At 57.8% G+C, this 19422-nt stretch carries 14 protein-coding genes; 6 read left to right on the top strand and 8 right to left on the bottom strand.

The window, feature by feature from the left end; genetic code table 11:
• Positions 1-100: 100 nt before the first annotated feature.
• Positions 101-1786, top strand: a complete 1686-nt coding sequence (locus J3U87_RS14140; protein WP_237383699.1) for an FhaA domain-containing protein — start codon at positions 101-103, stop codon at positions 1784-1786.
• Between the two features lie 66 nt (positions 1787-1852).
• Here J3U87_RS14140 and J3U87_RS14135 read toward each other — a convergent pair whose 3' ends face one another.
• On the bottom strand, positions 1853-2845 hold the full coding sequence (locus tag J3U87_RS14135) for a fumarylacetoacetate hydrolase family protein (protein ID WP_237383698.1): 993 nt from the start codon (positions 2843-2845) through the stop codon (positions 1853-1855).
• Positions 2846-3232: 387 nt separating this feature from the next.
• Here J3U87_RS14135 and J3U87_RS14130 point away from each other — a divergent pair, with 387 nt between their 5' ends.
• Entirely contained in the window at positions 3233-3994 is a 762-nt protein-coding gene (locus tag J3U87_RS14130; RefSeq protein ID WP_237383697.1) for a SanA/YdcF family protein, read from the top strand.
• 63 nt (positions 3995-4057) lie between these two features.
• Here J3U87_RS14130 and cysS read toward each other — a convergent pair whose 3' ends face one another.
• The 5 genes from cysS to J3U87_RS14105 all read right to left on the bottom strand — a co-directional run bounded on the left by cysS (position 4058) and on the right by J3U87_RS14105 (position 11155).
• Positions 4058-5512, bottom strand: a complete 1455-nt coding sequence (cysS, locus tag J3U87_RS14125) for a cysteine--tRNA ligase (RefSeq protein ID WP_237383696.1) — start codon at positions 5510-5512, stop codon at positions 4058-4060.
• A 227-nt stretch (positions 5513-5739) separates the two neighbouring features.
• Entirely contained in the window at positions 5740-8466 is a 2727-nt protein-coding gene (locus J3U87_RS14120) for a polysaccharide biosynthesis tyrosine autokinase (protein WP_237383695.1), read from the bottom strand.
• 415 nt (positions 8467-8881) lie between these two features.
• Positions 8882-9841: a PDZ domain-containing protein gene (locus J3U87_RS14115; RefSeq protein WP_237383694.1), complete on the bottom strand. Its 960-nt coding sequence runs from the start codon at positions 9839-9841 to the stop codon at positions 8882-8884.
• Positions 9842-9951: 110 nt separating this feature from the next.
• On the bottom strand, positions 9952-10578 hold the full coding sequence (locus tag J3U87_RS14110; protein ID WP_237383693.1) for a hypothetical protein: 627 nt from the start codon (positions 10576-10578) through the stop codon (positions 9952-9954).
• Complete coding sequence (locus J3U87_RS14105) at positions 10496-11155, bottom strand: RNA polymerase sigma factor (protein ID WP_237383692.1); 660 nt, start codon at positions 11153-11155, stop codon at positions 10496-10498. The genes J3U87_RS14110 and J3U87_RS14105 overlap by 83 nt, the downstream gene beginning before the upstream one ends.
• Positions 11156-11592: 437 nt before the next feature.
• Here J3U87_RS14105 and J3U87_RS14100 point away from each other — a divergent pair, with 437 nt between their 5' ends.
• Positions 11593-13188 carry an ATP-binding protein gene (locus J3U87_RS14100; protein ID WP_237383691.1) on the top strand — a complete coding sequence of 532 codons (1596 nt, stop codon included), beginning with the start codon at positions 11593-11595 and terminating at the stop codon, positions 13186-13188.
• A gap of 707 nt (positions 13189-13895) precedes the next feature.
• Here J3U87_RS14100 and J3U87_RS14095 read toward each other — a convergent pair.
• Positions 13896-14849, bottom strand: coding sequence for an NHL repeat-containing protein (locus J3U87_RS14095; protein ID WP_237383690.1), 954 nt, complete (start codon positions 14847-14849; stop codon positions 13896-13898).
• Between the two features lie 512 nt (positions 14850-15361).
• Positions 15362-15856, bottom strand: a complete 495-nt coding sequence (locus tag J3U87_RS14090) for a hypothetical protein (RefSeq protein ID WP_237383689.1) — start codon at positions 15854-15856, stop codon at positions 15362-15364.
• Positions 15857-16324: 468 nt separating this feature from the next.
• On the opposite strand from J3U87_RS14090, the gene J3U87_RS14085 reads away from it, so the two are divergent.
• The 3 genes from J3U87_RS14085 to J3U87_RS14075 all read left to right on the top strand — a co-directional run bounded on the left by J3U87_RS14085 (position 16325) and on the right by J3U87_RS14075 (position 19421).
• Positions 16325-16717 (top strand): DM13 domain-containing protein, encoded by a 393-nt coding sequence (locus J3U87_RS14085; RefSeq protein ID WP_237383688.1) that lies wholly within the window; start codon positions 16325-16327, stop codon positions 16715-16717.
• Positions 16718-16780: 63 nt separating this feature from the next.
• Positions 16781-18208, top strand: coding sequence for a DEAD/DEAH box helicase (locus tag J3U87_RS14080; RefSeq protein WP_237383687.1), 1428 nt, complete (start codon positions 16781-16783; stop codon positions 18206-18208).
• Positions 18144-19421 (top strand): DUF790 family protein, encoded by a 1278-nt coding sequence (locus J3U87_RS14075; RefSeq protein WP_237383686.1) that lies wholly within the window; start codon positions 18144-18146, stop codon positions 19419-19421. The genes J3U87_RS14080 and J3U87_RS14075 overlap by 65 nt, the downstream gene beginning before the upstream one ends.
• Position 19422 lies beyond the last annotated feature (1 nt).

Below are 19422 nucleotides of genomic sequence, written 5' to 3'. Positions count from 1 at the left end.
GGCGAGTGAGTGACGAAACGGGAAACAGGGTCGAAAATCGCGCTCAGAAGATCCGTGCGGAGTGCCGCGGAGTGCGTTGCCATGGTTGACGAGGTAGATGATGACGTGGAAAACCAACCTGAAAAACGCCTTCAAGTTGGAGTCGGTAAATAATTATTTTGCAGAGCTTTTCGAAGTGCAGTTGCCGTTGGTGCTGCAAGCCGCGGGCGATCTCTCGTTGCAGGGAATCGATATCGTGCGGGCTTGTGAGACCACGGCCGAAGAGAATCGGGTCGTCATCAACAGCGATACCGTCTACATGCACGAGTGCTTTTTGATCTACACCCACCCGGAAGATTGGCGTCGTCTGGAACCGTTGCTCGACGAAATCCGCAAGGACGCGGCCGAGCACCTGACCAACCTGAAAACCCAGAAGGGCTACAAGACGCGCAATCCGTTCAGTATCGAATTCCAGAAGGATCCGCGCGTGGCCCTGGGCCAGACGGTGGTGGTGTCCAGCACCCGCAAGAACATCGTCCGCACGGTCATCGAGAGCGTGGCCTTGCCGCCGGATTCACCACTGAGTTTCGATGCGGGATCGCTGAAGCTGGAGCCGGCGCAACGGGATGCGCTGCGCGATGTCTTCGTGACCTTGGACAAGGGAGACCGCGAGTCGGCGTTGGCCGAAGTCCAGGAGATCAATCGTCGCTTCCCCGATTTTGCGATAGGCCAGGTGCTGGAGTGCCTGCTTTGGTTTCTCATGGGCGACAGCAGCGCCGGTCTGCGCTATCTCAACACCCATCCGTTGCTGGCCAAACACGAATTGGGGCTCTACCTCAAATCGCTGGCCTACCTGGATATCGCCGATGTGCCGCGCGCCGTGTCCTTTCACGGCAAGGCCTTTCAGGCCAATCCCAACGCCATGGGTTATCTGGTCAAGGGGCTCATCGACCTGGTGCGCGGCAAACCCGAAGAAGCGTCCAAGGAGCTGAAGCTGGCGGCCACCATGGAGCCCGACTTCAAGGGCCTGCGCGAAACCTACATGCGCCAGTACGCCCACCTCTCACGCGTCGAGCCCGAACAGGTCGCCCACACGATGCCCTCCGCGCCGGCCTTCCTGCGCCTGATCTCGCCCTTTTCGCGCGACTCCTACAACGTCGTCACCCAGCCCGGTCTCGAGTTCATGTTGCTGAAGGGCAGTCGCCTCGGCGATCAGGTCCTCAAGGCCAGCCAGAACGCCGACAAGAGCCATTTCCGGCTCGTGCGCGACACCCGTGGGCTCTGGATCCGTTTTCATTCCGGATTCCCCGGTTCGGTGCTGGTCAACGGGAAACCGCTGGCCAACGGCGAACCCCACATGCTCGCCGAAGACGACATCCTGTTACTGGGCTCGGTCTCGATCGAGTACTACCGCCAGAGCCGCAAAGGTGGACCGCGTGCCCACCTCGGCAATCGCGATCACCGTCTGCCCTGCCACGTCATTCGCGTCGTTGAGCGCGGCAAGACGCGCGAGACCTGGCTGTTCCCCTGCGATCACGCCGTGACCATCGGGCGTGGCAAGGATGTGGGGAACGATCTGGTGCTTACCGATCGCGGCATCAGCGGCGAGCACGGCGAACTCCATTGGGAAGGCGCCCAATTCTACTTCGCGGATAAACAAAGCAGCAACGGCACCGCCAAAAACGGCCGCAAGTTTTCCGGCAGCACCAAGCTCCTGCATGGCGACGTGCTGCAGTTGGCCAGCCTCAGCCTGGAGGTTCGTTACGGCGGCGTTCTATCGGTGCCGCCCAAGGCGATGGCCGGTTGACGGGTTCCCCGTTGCGAGGAGCCGCAAGGGAAAAGCCCACCTCGTGAGGTGGGCTTTTCAATTTTATTATTTGCAGTCTGATGCGTCGGCGATCTTTTGTTGGATGGTACCGAACAGGTTGTTGCCCGCTTCGTCCTTCATCTCGATCTTGATCGTGTCGCCCACTTTCATGAAGGGCGTGACGAATTCACCGGTGTTGATTTTTTCCAGCATGCGCTTTTCGGCCAGGCAGCTCGATCCACGGCTGGTGTCCTCGTTGGCCACCGTGCCGCTACCGACGATGGTTCCGGCGCTCAGGCGGCGCGTCATCGCGCAGTGTTCGATCAATCTGGGGAAGGAGAAGTGCATGTGGCCGGCATCGGCGTTGCCGAAAAAGCCGTCGTTGTAGTCCACCAACAGGGGCAGGTGCACGCGACCGTCCTTCCATGCGTCGCCCAGCTCGTCGGGCGTCAGCGCGAAGGGCGCGAATGCCGAGGAAGGCTTGGAAACGTAGAAGCCGAAGCCTTTCTTCAATTCGTTGGGAATCAAACCGCGCAGCGACACGTCGTTGCACAGCATGACCAGGCGGATGTACTGGCCGGCATCCGCTTCCTTGGTGCCCATCGGCACGTTGTCGGTGATGACGGCGACCTCACCCTCGAAATCCATGCCGTGTGACGGATCGATCAGGGGAACGTCTTCGTCGGGAGCCAGGAACGTATCGCTGCCGCCCTGGTAAACCAGCGGATCGGTGTGCAGGCCTTCCGGTAGGGGCGCATTGCGGGCCTGGCGGACCAGTTTGATGTGCTGAATGAATGCGGAACCGTCGATCCAGCCGAAGGAGCGGGGCATCGGCGAATGAAAATCTTCCAAACGGACGGGGAACGCGTTCTCGGCCGTGCCGGCGTTCAGGGCCTCGTAAAGTTCCTGAAGCTTGGGCTCCGATTCGCTCCAGGTTTCCACTGCCTCGCGCAGGCTCGGGGCGATGTGACCGGCGCGTACCGCGGTCTGATTGTCGCGGCTCACCACGACCAAGTCGCCATCCAAGCGATTGGGATTTTTGAGAGTTCCTAGTTTCATGAGTAACCGCCTTCCTTTTTGAAACTGATAGGGGCGCGAATCTCGCACTCGGGGCGCAGATACATCGAGGAAGCGCAACCAATGGAGATCGCGGATGAGAAGGGGCAGGACGCGTAAGACGCTCCTGCTCTGGACATCGACAAAACACTTATCATGGGATAAGGTCGGGGTCCAGTCAAGCATCGCTTTATCGACGCGGAACGCGCTGGTGGGCCGGCCGTGCCCGAGTTGGTGGATGTTGCCGACCGGCGCAGCCGATACCTTGCACTGAACACCGCGAAAATGCTAAAGAATGAGTCAAAGTGATGGTAGATCGCTCATTCCGAGTTCCGAGAGACCCGCGATTTCGTATGTGAATCAAAACGTGACTGCAATGGAGTTCCCATTTTGAAATCTCTGGCGTTGCGATACCGGTCCATTCATATCGCCCGAACCCTTTTCCGGTTTTTTCGTGCCCGCGTGCGACATCTCGCGGTGCTGGCCATGGTGGGCCTGGCGCTGATGTCCCTGGGCGTGTGGCGTGCCAACGTGGTGGTGATTCACGCGGCCCAGAAACGTCATTATTCGGACATCGACAAGGTCCCCAAAAACCACGTGGGCCTGGTGTTGGGGACTTCGCGGCGATTGCGCAGCGGCGACGCCAATCCATTTTTCGTGCACCGCATGCGGGCTGCCGCCGAATTGTTTCACGCGGGGAAGATCGATCACGTCCTGGTCAGCGGCGACAACCGCTACACCAATTACAACGAACCGCGCGACATGGCCCTGGCGCTACAGGACTTGCGCGTACCGCAAGAAGCGATCACCCTCGATTTCGCCGGCTTTCGGACGCTGGACTCCGTCGTTCGCGCCCATCGCGTCTTCGGTCAGAAGCGCTTCACCATCATTTCCCAGGAGAATCACAACTATCGGGCCCTGTTCATCGGCCGTGCCCATGAACTCGACGTGGTGGCCTACAACGCCGAAGCGGTTTCCTGGCCGCAGTCCAGCAAGACCCGGATTCGCGAGATATTGGCCCGGACCAAGGCCGTGCTCGACGTGTACCTGCTACACGCCAAGCCCCATTTTCTGGGCGATCCGGTGTTCATTCCGCCTCCGGCAGAGGAAATCAGCCAATCGGCGTCGCGCGAGATGCCGCTCGCGGATTGAGGGTACGCGAGGCATGGGGCCGTTCGGGAGATACCGCGGCAGCATTCCCGAACGATGTGCCCATCAGGGTTGGACCTGCCAGGTGGTGCCGTCGGCGCCATCCATCACCTGAATCCCTTCCTCGTTCAGGGTGGCCCGAATCTCGTCCGCGCGGGCCCAGTTCTTGTCGGTGCGGGCCTGCTCCCGTTCGGCCATCAGGGCATCCACCCTTGCCACGTCGATATCGCGAGCCTTGATCAGGTACTCCTGGATTCCGGCCAAGGCCTCTTGGGGCGGCGCCTCGCAGAGGCCCAATACGGCGAGACACTCGCGTAGCGTCTCCGCGGTGCGAATCAGGACGTGGGCCTTCTGTTTCATCTTCGGTTTCTTCATGGCCAGCACGTCGTTGATGAACTTGAAGCCGCGACCCAGTTCCGCGATGGCGTTGACCGTGTTGAAATCATCGTCCATGGCCGTGACGAAGGCCTCGTGCAGGGAGGGTGGCTCCAGGCCCGGCGGGATTTTTTCTTCCGGATTGGGGAACTGCTGTTTCAGCTCTTCGATGCGGGCCAGGGTGTTGTAGAAATAGAGTAGGCGGCTATAGGCGTCGTAATAGCTCTGCTCGTCGAAGTTGATGTTGGCCGAGTAGTGGTGCTTGAGAATGGTGTAGCGAATCGTTTCCGGATGGTATTTGGCGACCGCGTCCTTGATCGACAGGAAGTTACCCGCCGATTTGGACATCTTTTTGCCGTCGACGGTAATCAAACCGTTGTGAATCCAAAAATTCGCATATTCCTTGTCGTGGGCCGCACAGCTCTGGGCGATCTCGTTTTCGTGGTGGGGGAAGATCAGGTCCTTGCCGCCCCCGTGAATGTCGAAATTTTCGCCCAGGTACTTTTTGGCCATCGCGGAACACTCGATGTGCCAGCCGGGACGGCCTTCGCTCCAGGGTGACGGCCAAGAGACCTCGCCCTCCTTGGCTTTTTTCCAAAGCGCGAAGTCCAGGGGATCGCGCTTGCGGGTGTTGATCTCCACCCGTGCGCCACACCGCATCTCCTCCGGATCGCGATTGGAAAGGCGACCGTAGTCGGTGTAGGTGCGCACGTTGTAGTACACGTCGCCTTCCGATTCGTAGGCGAACCCCTTGTCGACCAGCGACTCGATCATGGCGACGATTTCTTCGATGTGTTCGCTGACCTTGGGTTCGTGCGTGGCGGGCTTGACACCCAACAGCGCGATATCTCGATTGCTGGCTTCGATCATGTCCTGGGAATGTTCCAGCGCGGTTTTGCCCAATTGCTTCGCGCGCTCGATGATCTTGTCGTCCACATCGGTGAAATTGCGGACGTAGGTGACTCGGAAGCCTTTGAATTCAAAATAGTTGCGAATCATGTCATAGATGATGGCCTGCATTCCGTGGCCGATATGGCACACATCGTAAACCGTGACGCCACAACTGTACATGCGAATATGGCCCTCTTCCCCGTTTTGAAAGGGCTCTCGCCGATTGTTCAATGTATTGTGGACATAAATGGTCATGTACGGTTCCCCCATGGATAAGAGCCGACCCCCCTGATCGGCGTGTTCATATTATCCTAACCGAAACTCAGGCTTTCGGGTGGTGGAGTTCGCCGCGTTTTCGGCCGAAATCGGCCTCGTATCGACGCGCCTACGGTCGGGAGGCGCGGCCCCAAAAGAAAATCGGCGATCGAGGCGGCACAGCCTCGATCGCCGTGAATGATGGGTAGCAGGCAAGTTTTGGGAAATCAGGCTTTTCGCGGTCGGTTGTAGCCGTATCCGTAACCATAGCCGTAGCCATAGCCGTAACCGTAGCCATAGCCGTATTTCCGGTAACCCATCTTGCGGGTGTAGTCCATGTCGTTGAGCAGGGTGCCGATCGGGTTGATGCCGTTGGACCGCAGGATCTGCATCGAGCGGGCGGCCTCGTCGCGATGGGTGTGGCCGGCCTTACTCACGAAGATCGTGGCATCCACCAGGTTGCCGATGATGCAGGCATCGGTGACCAGCAGCACGGGCGACGAGTCGAAGATGACGTAGTCGAAGTGCTCCCGCAGCTCCTCGACCAACTGCACCATGCGGCGCGAGGCCAACAGTTCACTGGGGTTGGGGGGAATGGTCCCCGCTCCCAGCAGGTACAGGTTGGGCACGAAGGTCGGCAGGATGCAGTCTTTCAGCGGTGCCGCCTGAACCAGGTAATCCACCAGACCGGTTTCGATGGAAAGGTTGAAAACCTTGTCGAGTTTGGCGCGCCGCAAATCGCCGTCGATCAACAGCACCCGCTTTTTGTCCAATTGGGAGAAGGCGATGCCCAGGTTGATGGACGAGACCGTCTTGCCTTCGCTGGGCATGGAGCTGGTGAGCAGGAAGATGCGGTTCTTTTCGGAGTCTGCTTTCGAATAAAGGATGTTGGTCCGCAGGTGCCGGTAGGCTTCCGAAAAGACGTGGGCCGGTTTGATGTGGGTCATGCAGCCGATCACCTTGCGGACGCCGATTTGGCTCTCCTTCTCCGAAGAGCGATAGGCGTACGGGCTTTCTTCATCGTCCTCGGGATCGAAGGCGCCCGTCGGGATCAGGCTCACTTTTTCCGGTTTGCGTCTGCGACGCGGCCGTTTCTTCTCTTCTTCGCCGCCGTTCTCCGATTCCATCTCGCCGACGCCGAGCGTCTTGGCATAGTTGGCGATGCGGAAGATCTCGCGCAGGTCGGCGTTTTTCTCGTGGTCGGAGATGCGATGCACCAGGGCCGCGATGTTTTCCAGGTGCTTGGAGTGCAGCATGGAGAATCGGGTCAAATCCTTGCCGTGCTTTTCGCTGTGATCCACGTCCTTTTCGCGTTCGGCGATGGCCTGGATCTGGCGCAGTTCCGGGACGTCCAAGACCTCCAGGAGCTTTTTGGTCTTGCCGTGTATCTCCACGAACGCCCTGGTCTTGAAATCCTCGGCGGCCCGCTTCAGCAAGCGTTCGCGGATGGTGGGAACCATGGTCAGGATGGGCAGTCCGGTAATGGATTGCAGCATGTCGGCCGTGTGGATCGACCGGTCCATCAGCTCGATCACGAACACGATGGCCATGGCCAGCAGGATCGCCAGGAAGCAGCCGACGACCAGGTGGCGCTTGAGGGAGGGTGCAAAGGGAAATTTGGGAACCTGGGCTTCTTCCACGATGACTTTGTCGGTACGGCCGATTTCCTTGAGGCCCAGGGCCAGGCCCAGTGATGCCTTGGTTTTGTCGAGCTGTTCAAGCGTGGTGCGGTGACCTTCGATTTGGTCTTCCAGGTCCACGATCGAACTCTCCAGCTCGCGCTTGGTGGAAGCGCTGTTGGCCTTCATCTTGTTGACGTTCGACTTGAACGCCGCCACGGTTTCTTCCTGGGCGCGGACCTCGGCGCGGGCGTCGTTCAGCATTTCGCGATAGATGCGCCGTTGCTCGGTTTCGAGCTGGCTCTCCTGGGCGCCGATTTTCTCCTTGAGCGCCTGCATGCTGGCGGCTTGCGGCTTGTAGATCTTGAGCTTGGCGTTGTACTCCCCGCGAATGTTGGCCAGGTTCTGGATCATGGTGTTGACGATCGGGACCTTGCTCACTTCGATCGACGTGCTCGGGCTCGAGTTCTCCAATTTCTTCAGCTTGGCTCGCTGGCGTACCAGGCGCGTTTGGGCCTCGGAGAGATCGCGGTTCAAATCCAGCAGCGCCTGTTCTTCGACGCTGGTGTTGTTGGTCAGCTTGAACGCGTTGGATTGTTTCTCCGTCTGCGTTTTTTGTTCGATCAACTCGTCGATTTCGCGACGCAGCCGGACCGATTCCTTGGCCACGAAGTTGAACGCCTGCTTGTTGCTTTGGTATTTCTCTTCCAGTCCGTGGGAAATGTAGGCTTGGATCCAGGCGTTGACCACGCGCTGGGCCACCTCGGGGTCGAGGGCCTGGTAGCTCAATTCCACCAAGTTGGTGGAGTTGACTTCCTTGACGTCGATCCCCGCGCGCAACCGTTGGTGAATCACTTCCTGGGTGCGCAGTTTCTGCTGTTCGGGGGTGAGCTCCACCGGTGGTCGTACCATCGTGCGAATCATGCTGAACAGGGAGGTGGGCTTGTTGGCAGGAACGAAATGCTGCTCGAGGTAGCCCTCTTCGAACTGCTCCATGACCCGCGCCACGACCGTGTTGCTGCGAATGATTTCGAACTCGGTCTTCAGGTACTCTTCGCGAAAAAACCGGGTGTAGGGGTTGTAGTGCTCACCGTAATTCAGGATGTCCATGGATTGCTGGTCCATCTTCAATACGGCGGTGGCCTTGTAGAGCGGCGGTTTCCACCACCAAATGAGTAAGCCCGCCAACGTGCCCAAAAACCCTGCGATGACGATGTTTTTGAGGTGTTTGCGGACAATGCTCAGGTATTCGAGAATATTGAAGTCGTTCTGCGGCGCGGGTCCCTGAATCGGTGGGGAACCTGGTGCGAGCGCTGAGCCTGTGGCCTCTTCCATAAAAACCGGACCTCTTTGTGCTGGTATTGTGAGTCCTCGATGCGAACGGGGTCGTTCTGGGTCGACCCGTGCGGGGCCGTTTCGGTCTGGTTGGCGGATGGTTTCGAGCGCTTTGCGAACGAAGTTTCCGACACCGACGCTCATTGTAAGTATGGACTCGCAGTTTGCTTAACCCATTCTACTCAATACTCGAATGTCCATGAGTAAAACTTGAGTGAGTCACGCGCCTTTGCCCGTGATGCAGATGACGACTGTACAAAAAAATACGGCCGATCCGCTTGAAAGCGCATCGGCCGCAATGAGGTTAGAAAGGTCACAAAAGGATGACGGTAAGGAAGAAAGTCTTTGGTTTCAGAGAGCTATTGCGGGGGACGAAATCGGTGCCACCGGGATTTCGTCCCCTTCGGGCCACGACTTATTTGTCTTTTTCAGCGCGCAGTTCCTCGAGCTGTTTTTGCAGCTTTTCCACCTGTTCCCGCAGGGCCTTCATTTCCTTGTCCAAGCTCTCGCTGTGGGGGTGGTGGAAGTTCAGCATCTTTTTCAGCATCGGTTGACCTTGGATGACCCACTCCTGTTTGTGGTCGTCGTCGTTCCAGCGGAAAAATTGATAGTTGGCGGTATCCTTGGTTTTACCCAAGGTCACGGTGACGGTGCGGATGTCGTCGCGACGGCGCACTTCCAGCGCCACCTCGTCGCCCTCCTGGTAATCTCTCAGCATCTTGATGATGTCGTGATTCTCTTTGATGGTTTCGCCATTCATGGAGAGGATGATGTCGCCGGCCGCCAGGCCTGCCGCTTCGGCCGGACTCGCTTCGACCACGGACTTGACCAAAACGCCGTGATCCACCTTGAAGAAATCGGCCAGTTGCGGCCCCAGCTTATCCATGGTGATGCCGATGTAGGGCTGGTTGGCGTGGGGCATGACGTAGGCCATTTTACGGGCGTGCACTTCGTGGAGGCCGTGGGGGCTGTGTTCGTCCAGGGTAATGGCCATCGTCATGTCTTCGCCGTCGCGAACGATGTCCACGTTGACGATTTCGCCCGGTTCTCGCTCGCGAATCAAATGCACCAGGTTCCGGGCGCTGTTGACCTCTTCACCGCCCACGCGCAGGATGATGTCGCCTTTTTCCAGGCCGGCTTTCGCCGCCGGTGATTCGGGCAATACCTTGCGAATGCGAACCTCCGACTTGCTTTCGCCGGGATTGTCGCTGCGAATTTCGATGCGCTCGATGTTGACGCCGAGATAGCCTTTGCCTTCATCGGCCATGAGCGGTGCCGCACCGCACAACAGCGCGAATGCGGCCAGCAGCGTGATCGCTTTCGCCAACGGCGTCCGCGTCGCCTTGAACTCCGGGTGTCGGGTGAGATGGACCATGTGCAAACTCCTTCCGTTTTTTTGGGATGATTCAACTTTTTTGGGGAGGGTGCCTCGGTGGGCCCCTGAGAGGGTGGGGCTCACTGAGGCGCATGGTGCCGGCACGAGATCTAAAAGGTGTCCAGCGTGTCTTCGTCTGGGACTTTGGGGATCTCGGTGTAGATCCACACACGCTCGCCGTTTTCCAGCTCGTACTCGCGCAGCACCATCAACTTCTCTTTCTGGGTCGGGCGAATCTCGCCCGGTGATTTGGAGAAATCCTGGTTGTAGAGTTTTTCGATGTAGTCTTTGTCCGCGTCCGGGTTGATGTAGGGCTGCAATCGGCCGGACGTCCAGGCGTTGGTTCGCTCGCCGCCCATGCGGGCCGGATAGGATGTCGCGTTGCGACCGGGCTCGAAATAGCCCGTTTGGCGGCCTACGGGAACCCGGGCATCGCGCGTCGTCCGCTTCTCCTGGTTGGCGACGCGGCCTTCGGGCGTCGAACGCTCTTGATCGGATCCGGACACCAAGCGCCGGTTCAGGCTGTCGGCCACGTTGGGGTTCAAGATCATGAGCGCCAGCACGGCGACCAGCACGCCGGTGGTGAACGTGGCTCCCAGAAAGGCCCACTTGTAGCTTCTGCCGGCCCGTTCGAGCCGCGAGGCCGCCATCAACTCACGGCGTAAGCTCTGCTTGAATTGGTCGACCCGCAAATCGGGTTTGGGTGTTTTTTTCAAAGCTTCCGCTAAGTCTTTCATGATCGATGCCTCTGCTTTCCAGTAGGGTTCTCAGCTTTTCCAAGGCGCGGTGCGTGCGCATGGTGACAGTGCCCACCCGTTTCCCCGTGATCTCCGCGATCTCGTTGAAACTCTTCTCTTCGAGGAACCGCAAGGTAATGACGGTTTGGTCCAGGGGTTTCATTTGACGCAAACACTGGTTCAACTCCAGGAACACACCGTGCCTCGCCATTTCCCGTTCGGCTTCTTCCAATTCGCGATCGGGCATGTCCGCTTCGGAGGCGCGTTTGTCGTCCAGATCGCCGCTGTCGACGTGGCGGCCCGACTTGCGCAGGTAGGCGTTGACCTCGTTGGTGGCGATGCGGTACAGCCAAGCCGAGATGGGCACGCCCATCCAGCGAAATTTCCAAAGGCTTCGCAGGGCCTTGAAGAAGGTTTGGGCCGTCAGGTCCTCGGCATCGGCGACATGGGCCACCCGATGCAGAATGTATTGAAAAATGTTCTGGAAATAACGGTCGTACACCTGCTCGAACGAGACCAGGTTGCCGTTTTTGTCCCGCAATCGTTTCGTATGATCCGAACTGACGTGATGGGTCATGTCGTGTTCATTCCAATGGGCTGGTTTTGGTGGCGGCAAGACCAGGACGCCGGATGGCCCCTTTTACCTCTATACAATGCGCGCGTTTCGTCGATCTCACAAATCGACCGAAAAAAAAAACGAAAAAAATCCAGCTCGCCCCAAAGACCCCTCGCGGCCGCCCGGCAAACCGGTCGACGGAGGAGCCTGCAGCCCGCGCCGCAAGGGAAACGTGATAGGATGGGCCTCACCATCCTTCATCGTTTCAGGTTGTTTGGAAAAAGCCGGGATCTCGGCTCCGACCGAACTCTCGTTTTCGTGGTCTCGGCCGGTCAACGTACGGCGAGCAGGTCTTGGCCGCACCCGATACCGTTGGGGTTTTCGTCCGTTTCAGTCTGGTTCGAGGATGAAGCTCGGTTCCAATCCGTGATTGGTTTCCCCGCCGAAGAGGAAGTGGTATGACGTTTTTCAATACTTCCGGACCCGTGTTCCCCCCGCGCCATTTTTTGGTTCCGCCCTTGGAGCGCGTCGATTTGCACCAGGTTCTCAAACTGTTGAATCGCGGCCAGAACTGCAGCGTTCAGGGGCCGCCCCACAGCGGGAAGACGACCTTGCTGCTCGCATTGGCCGAGCACCTCAATCAGCCGGGCGGCCACGTCCTGTCCGATTATCCCAATGCGCTGGCCGTGTACGTGAACCTCGCGGTCGCGGGTGGTGCCGACACCCTTCTCGAGGATGCCTTCTATGCTCTGCTGACCGAGTTGGCGCTCCGGGCCGAAACGGTTTTGGGCGACCCCTTTCCTGCCGAACAGGGCCCGCTCCTGCTTTCTCGTTGCGGGCCCCGGGCCGGTCTTCGGGCATTGCTCCAAGCCTGGGCACGCCATCGAGGTCAACCGCTGGTCCTGTTGCTGGACGGCGTGGATCTCCTGTCGCCCGAGACATACATCTGTATGATGGCCCAGTTGCGTGCGGGTCTGGGTCATGGTACCGAGCCCTACACCCTGGCGGTGGTCTTTTCGGGAGTGTTCGCCGAGCCGCCTCTCTTGGAGCCCGATCGGTTGGATTCGGTTCTGGCCGCACGCGCCGCCGTGCAGGGCGCCAGTTTGCAGTTACCGCCCTTTTCCCTGTCCCAGGTCAAGAAGCTGCTGGCGGGGCATACCAAGACCGGGGGGCGCAAGTTCACCGAGGAAGCGGTGGACCTGATCTGGGATTTGACGCAAGGTCATCCCTGGCTGGTGAACTCCCTCGCCGTCGAGGCCGCGGAACACGTGGAGGGTACCGGCGCATCCATGCCCTTGATCACCGGGGAACAGGTCGCGGAGGCCCGCGAACGCCTGTTGGTGCGTCGCGATCCGCAAATGGCGCGCTTGGCGAGGCTGCTCCATCTGGAGCCCGTTCGCCAGGTGGTGGAACCCCTGTTGGGCGGCACCCAGTACCCGGCCTGCCTGCCGGGCGAATCGCTTCGATTCTGCGAGGCCCTGGGACTCGTCACGGTGGGATCCGAGATCCGCATCGCCAACCGCATTTTACAGGAATGGGTGCCGCGGGCGTTGACCGAGGGTGATTTCTACACCTTCGAATGCGACACCAAAATGCTCGTCAACGAAAGCCACGGGACCCTGCGCATGGAAGAACTGCTGCGGCAATGCCAGGAGCGGTTTCGGGTCCGTGGCGATCGATTGCTGGGGGAATTGACCTACCGCCAGGCGGGACCGCTGTTGCTGCTGCAAGCCTTCGTCTCGCGAATCGTGACGTCCCAAGGACGGATCGAACGGGATTACGGCCACAACAAGGGCCGGGTCATGTTGTTCGTGTTCTGGCAAGCCCGCGACCAGGTCCAGACGATCGTGTTGCAAATGAAGATCCTCAATGGCTCGCCGATCGACGCCATTCGCGAAGGTCTGGCGGAAACGGCCGGTTTCATGGAGCTTTGCAACTCCGACGAGGGGCATTTGATCCTGTTCGATGCGGTGCCGGGCCGGATCATGGACGACCGGTACTTTTCGAAGACGGAGTCCTACCACGGCAAAAACATCGTCATGTGGGGCATGTAGCGGCAAAGCCCAGAGGCCTGCTTTGGGGTGCCCGAATGCCGAGAGAGATGGCGTGCCCGGTAGGTTCATCCGCCGGATGAACCATTCGAAGCGAACAATGCGAGGAGTTCCCGAACGCTTTGAGGGTCGGCGCTACGGGTTGGTCACGGGCGGTATGCCCGCTGGGCCGACTCTTCGAAGTGATCCAGGCCGCCCAAAATTGAGTGGCAACAGAGCGAAGCGGAAAAGCCGAGCCTCCAGATCTCTCGATGATCGATTTCCAACTTTGCTAAGGCGCTTCGATTGGCTGAGTAGGGCTTGTAAGACAAGTCACTTAATCCGAATAGTTTACGTATGTTGCGCGCATGTGGGCTCTTCAGGTCTGCTCGTTTCGGGTTGTGAGACCAGAGGCGAGACCGCCAATTTTCCAGTGTGGAAAACCAGCCAAGTCTTTCAGGCACTGCTCGACGAGGGCGCCAGTCTAAACGAAGACGTGGATCATTTTGGTTGACGCGCGCTTGGGCTTCCGTTTCCAGCAGACGCTCCAGGAATTCCATTGGCGTTTGGTTCTCTTGAATGGCTCGGGTGTGCCAGGTGCCCAAATGGGTCATCGCGAAAAAGTTCCGGCAGATCGCTTCTCGACCGGACTGTCGTGAGAGCGTGTTTCGTGAAATGACCGGGGAAATTCACGATGTCCCTTAGCAAACGGGGGCACATTTCGGGCGCCGCTAACTTTCTGGGTAAATGTAAAAAAGGACCTCGTTACTGCCGCCCACGATGACGATCAGGAAATTAAAATGGGGAAAATAGCGAATCTTGCGCACGGATCCACCAAAAGTATTTTTAGAAACAATACCGCCGAGGTCTTGCGTTAATTGGAACAGTTCACCGCATGTATGTTCCTTTTGGGAGCAGGTCGCTACAAAAACCGTCCCGTCGGGGCCTTGGGCAAAGGCGCTAGCCGAAAAACCGTCGGGAAACCCTTTCTCGACGCCTTTTCCTTCATAGCGGTCATAATAGTCTTCCATGTTTTTCATTCTAACGGCATTTCCGGAATCGTCGATCATACCGACGGCATTGTAGAACGTGTAGCCCACAAGGAACCCCTTATCGACTAAAGGTTCAACCTCAATGCTGTTCCATATACCACTTTGAGGTCCGTTTTTTAGGGTAAAATCTGTCGGCCATGCCCTTCTCTTCAGCAACTCGCCGGCCGTATTGTAAATATGATATTGGGCTTTTTTGAAAATAGAGGTACCAAAGATAAATACCGAATCACCTCTTAGGACCATACTCTCTGGACTAAAAATGCCGATCACTTTAAAGCTTCGATAGTATTTATCTTTCTTAAAAATAGTAACTCGAGCCAGATCCCTGTCCAAAACCCAGATATCCGAGCCAACCGATATGAGGGCGCACGGTTTCAAAAACTCTCCCGGACCCTCTCCCTTACCGCCAAACGAAAGTATCTTTTTCCCTTCCAAACTGTATTTGTGTATCAATCGCAATCTTGCATCTAAAACATAGGCAAAACCACTTGGCGTCAAGGAAATGTCAATGGGGGACTCCAAACCGTTTCCACTCTGGGAAAGATTCGCTTCACGCTTGATAATTAACTGGGGGTCGTCGAACGAGATCCCGTTAGACGCGGGCAGGAAAGTAAAAAGTAAAAACAGGAGCATCAATGATTCCTTACAAATCGACAGCCGGTTCAAATTCTAAATAATCGGCCTGCCGGTTTCATGCAGGCCGATTTTAGCCTCGTCCGAACCGGAGAAAGGGTCGTTCTAAACCCTTTCTTTACGGGGTTACAAACGAGAAAAGTTTAGTTGAAATTATTGATCCATAAAAATCCGAAAGCATGGACTGGAAAAGTGGAACATTACTCCAGTTATAAATTATGCTTCCAGGTCGTACTTATCTCTCATGCAATTTGCCATTGCTTTTGAGCAAGTAGTAATGGAACCGCCGGCAGAACGGCAATAATCGTAGACATCGCGACAAGGGCCGGAGAATGCAGTGGCACCGAAACCTGATACTAAAAGGAGAGCAATCATTGCTTTTTTCATTAGAAATCCTTAATTATGTTAGTATTCTGTCGACAGAAAATGACACTATGGAAATTTCTGGATTTCGACAGGTTAAACAGTGTCGTACAATATAAAATCAACTATTGCAAGGGCACAAAGAAACACTAAAACAAATGAACACCGTATCCCATGGCTTGCCAGGAGGGTGACAGCTTCAAGAGAAACGCATCATCGTCGCCATTAAGAGATCGATCGTAGGCGTCTTCGGTGGTGGGTAATTCCGAAGAGTTGGTGCGACCGGTCAAGGCGATCGCGCCATCCGGCAAAAGCTCCAACCCGGTAGCGGTTTCGAACAGGGTGCCACCGAAGCAAATGGACCACAACAATCGAGAACCATCGGGCGAAAACTTCGCGACATAGATATCGGCATCTGCCGCATACCCGTGGAGCGTTGTTTCCCCCTGAGGCATTCCGCCCGAGGAAGTACCTCCCGCAATGTAGATGTGTTCATCGGAAAACGAGAGCTTGTGGTCATCTGAATGAAACACCGCTTCGACTTTTGGATCGGCAACCAATCTTTTTCCCGATTTCTCCCGAGTCTGGTTACTTGGAAAAAAACCGTGATCTTTCTGGGCCAACCCGATCGGGACCATCAACATGCAGAACACCACAACAAGGACCTCCGTATCCGAACTTCTCCTAGGGCAATAACCCAAACTTCATACACCAAAACCGGTCATGAAATTAAAAAACTACACCACATCAGCCACCCACAAGCCATCACACAGAATTAAAGAGACATACAATTGACAAAAAAATAAATCACAAGAACCAAAAATACATCACTTCACATACCCATCCTTGTTCGATGAAGGGATCGCGCAGGTTGGACCCAGGAAGGCCATCCAATTCGCGGTTGGCAGCGATGTGCGACCCGGTCCGGCGAAACTGGTGCCCGATTCGCTCGAAAGCAAGGACGACACACGCAGAGGTCGATGGTTCGTCACCATCCAACCGGCTATTGAAATAAGCCAGGTTTTTAGGAAAAGAAGGTCATAAAAATTGTCAAAAATCACGCTACGGACAACAACCACCGAAACCACTTCCTACGATGGTGGCGTTTTTCAATGATCACCTCGGGCACGAGCCTGACTCTGTCCAGGGACCAACTCACCATCGAAGACCCCCACAACTGGGTGTTGATGGTCGGCGACGGCGCCAACTACACCCGCGACGGCAGCACGATTTCGCCGGTGGACGGTTTCGTCCGTATGCTGGAGATACCGGTCACCTGCTTCGACGGCATCAGCGGGCGCGCGGTGATCGTGGACGAACGGACCATTCGGGTGGGGAACTTCAGCTACAACGGCGGCGGCCCCGACGTGCGCGTCTACCTCGGCGTGGGCAACGATTTCGTCAACGGCCCGATCATCAGCGACAGCCTCAGCGGCACGGTGTTCAACAACGAAACGTTGGAGTTGACGATCCCCGAGTTACCCAAACCATGGCCATCGGCCTGAGCGGCGACTCAGTGCTATAATCAGCCCCTTGTCGATCGCTTGTATATCCTGCGGGAGCGCGTGTTGCCGGACTCCACCCTGACGCTGAGATTCGAAAAGGGCACCTTGGTGCTGCGAGATGTTCCGGAGTCGGATGCGCCCCATCTGCCGGCCATTCGTTGGGATGCGCGCGTTCGCGGTCATCGGGCACCCGCCCGTTTCTACCGCGACATCGTGTTGACGATTCGCAAACGGGGGCTCGCCTATCGCGACGAGGCGCGCGCCTTCCAGCCACTCGAGGTGGGCTATCGCGAGGAGCTTCAGGCACGCCCCTATCAGGCCGAGGCGTTGGCGGCGTGGCAGGAGAACGGCCGCCAGGGCGTGGTGATTCTGCCTACCGGCGCGGGCAAGACCATTCTTGCCGTGATGGCCATGGCCGGTACCGCTCGACCCACCCTGATTCACGTCCCCACCATCGATCTCATGCACCAGTGGCACGGCGTGCTCTCCAAGTTTCTGGATGTGCCCGTGGGGCGCTTCGGCGGCGGCTTCAGCGAGCTGGCGCCGTTCACCGTGACCACCTACGACAGCGCCCTGATCCATTTGGATCGCATCGGCAACCAATTCGGGTTGGTGGTGTTCGACGAATGCCATCGACTTCCCGGCGATCAATACAAGTTTCTGGCAATCGGTAACCTGGCTCCCTTCCGATTGGGCCTGACGGCGACCCCCGAGCGGACCGACGGCCGCGAGCGCGATCTCTACGAATTGTGCGGCAAGCAGGTCTATCGCGCCTTCATTCACGATTTGACCGGATTCACGTTGGCGCCCTACGAGGTGGAGACGATCGAAGTGGAAATGGACCCCGAGGAGCGCGAGGCCTACGAGGAAGCCTATGCGGTGTACGTGGGTTTTCTGCGCGACGCCAAGATCGATCTGGGTGGCCCGCGCGGCTGGCAGAATTTCATTTGGAAGGCGGGCCGATCGCCCGAGGGTCGCGCCGCGTTCCGCGCCTACCTGACACAAAAGCGATTGAGCCAGGCCGCCCGCGAAAAGGATCGCGCGGTCTGGCTGCTGTTGCAGCGCCATCGCGAGGATCGCGTCATTATCTTCACCCAGGACAACGAGATGGCCTATCGGCTCGGTCGCCTGTTCCTGTTGCCCGTGCTCACCCATCAAACACGGCCCAAGGAGCGGGTCGCCTATCTCGACGCCTTTCGCGACGGGAGTTACCGCGTGATGGTCACTTCCAAGGTCCTCAACGAAGGCGTCGATGTGCCCGAGGCCAACGTGGCCATCATCGTCTCCGGCAGCGGCAGTGTGCGCGAGCACGTGCAGCGGCTCGGCCGGATCCTGCGGGCCCGTCCGGGGAAAACGGCCGTGTTGTACGAGCTGATCGCCAAGGACACCCGCGAATATTTCGTCAATCAACGCAGGAAACGTCACCATGCTTACCAAGGACCTGATTCGGTTCCGGATCTACAAGGGCAAGATACGGCCCCGGTGGATTGATCCCAAGGACGAGACATTGCGCGAAGCGGCCGCCGCCCTCGTCGCCGTATTCGAGGAGAGCCTCGGCGAAGCCCGCCAAAAATTGGCCGAGGCCTGTACCGACTTGATCGACAGTTGCCCGGCCGACGCCCAGGTCATGCGCGGGCTCGAGAAGCTGCTTCTGGATCGGACCGAATTCGAGGTGCCCGACGACGAGGAAACCCCCCGTTTTCGCGCTACCGTGTTCCGAACGGTGAGCGATCTGCTCGGGGCTCGTGCCTACGAGAGTTTCGAGGCGTTTCAAGGTGTGGTTCGGGAAACCCTTGGTGAGGATCCGCGCGATCTCGGCGCTCGGTTGTACGACGATTTGCCGGCCTTCAATCCGGTCGTCAAATTCCGCAAACTCACCCCCGAATTACTGCTGCATCGCTACAATGCGGCGTTGATCCAATGGATGCTGCTGCACACCACCCATGTGGAGATCCAACTTTCCGATGCCGATCCGGCGGCTTGGCGCCAGCTCTTCAAATACCTCAAATTTCATCAGCTCATGGTGCGTATCCACAAGGAAGAGAGCGGTTTTCTTCTCAGGGTCGACGGTCCTTTGAGCATGTTCTATCAAACCAAACGCTACGGCTTCCAATTAGCCCGGTTCTTCCCCGCCCTTTTGCACCAGGACACCTGGCGCCTGACCGCCGAGGTCGACATTCGCGGCAAACGCAAGGCGACTTTGGAAGTGGATCAGAAACAGGGGATTGCACCCTACTCCTTTCAGTTTCACCGCTACGTGCCGGAGGAGCTGCAGCAGTTTCGCGATCACGCCGCCGACAAGCTGGACGGCTGGGAGATCGAATTGGGATCGGACTTCGTTCAGCTTCCGGGTGGTAGTTACAGCTTTCCCGATTTCGCACTGCGACACGAGTCGGGCCTGTGCCTCTGGCTCGAATTGTTCCACCCATGGCACGCGGCGCCCCTGCTCGATCGGCTGCGCGAGCTGGCCCGCGAAACCGAACCGACCCTGGTGCTGGGGGTCGCCACGCGGCTCGCAAAAGACGAAGAGGTCGCCGAAGCGATAGCGACCAACCCGTACTACGCCCAGTTCGGGTTCTCGTTTCGCGACTTCCCGACGGTGACGCGCCTGAAAACCTGCCTGAAAAAGGCCTTGAAGCAGAAGGCGCCGCGCAAGGCCGCGCCGCGCAAAAGAAAGAAAAAGGCGGCTACCGGTTCGAAATGAG

This window comes from Sulfidibacter corallicola, assembly GCF_017498545.1.
GTDB classification, from domain to species: domain Bacteria; phylum Acidobacteriota; class Holophagae; order Acanthopleuribacterales; family Acanthopleuribacteraceae; genus Sulfidibacter; species Sulfidibacter corallicola.
This window is presented reverse-complemented; position numbering and strand designations above follow the sequence as displayed.

Excerpts from the sequence above, each read along its gene's own strand:
- cysS (WP_237383696.1), bottom strand. The coding sequence starts at position 5,512 with ATGACCATTTATGTCCACAATACATTGAACAATCGGCGAGAGCCCTTT.
- J3U87_RS14120 (WP_237383695.1), bottom strand. The coding sequence starts at position 8,466 with ATGGAAGAGGCCACAGGCTCAGCGCTCGCACCAGGTTCCCCACCGATT.
- J3U87_RS14085 (WP_237383688.1), top strand. The coding sequence starts at position 16,325 with ATGATCACCTCGGGCACGAGCCTGACTCTGTCCAGGGACCAACTCACC.
- J3U87_RS14095 (WP_237383690.1), bottom strand. The coding sequence starts at position 14,849 with ATGCTCCTGTTTTTACTTTTTACTTTCCTGCCCGCGTCTAACGGGATC.
- J3U87_RS14110 (WP_237383693.1), bottom strand. The coding sequence starts at position 10,578 with ATGAAAGACTTAGCGGAAGCTTTGAAAAAAACACCCAAACCCGATTTG.
- J3U87_RS14140 (WP_237383699.1), top strand. The coding sequence starts at position 101 with ATGACGTGGAAAACCAACCTGAAAAACGCCTTCAAGTTGGAGTCGGTA.
- J3U87_RS14090 (WP_237383689.1), bottom strand. The coding sequence starts at position 15,856 with ATGTTGATGGTCCCGATCGGGTTGGCCCAGAAAGATCACGGTTTTTTT.
- J3U87_RS14100 (WP_237383691.1), top strand. The coding sequence starts at position 11,593 with ATGACGTTTTTCAATACTTCCGGACCCGTGTTCCCCCCGCGCCATTTT.
- J3U87_RS14115 (WP_237383694.1), bottom strand. The coding sequence starts at position 9,841 with ATGGTCCATCTCACCCGACACCCGGAGTTCAAGGCGACGCGGACGCCG.
- J3U87_RS14135 (WP_237383698.1), bottom strand. The coding sequence starts at position 2,845 with ATGAAACTAGGAACTCTCAAAAATCCCAATCGCTTGGATGGCGACTTG.
- J3U87_RS14105 (WP_237383692.1), bottom strand. The coding sequence starts at position 11,155 with ATGACCCATCACGTCAGTTCGGATCATACGAAACGATTGCGGGACAAA.
- J3U87_RS14075 (WP_237383686.1), top strand. The coding sequence starts at position 18,144 with ATGCTTACCAAGGACCTGATTCGGTTCCGGATCTACAAGGGCAAGATA.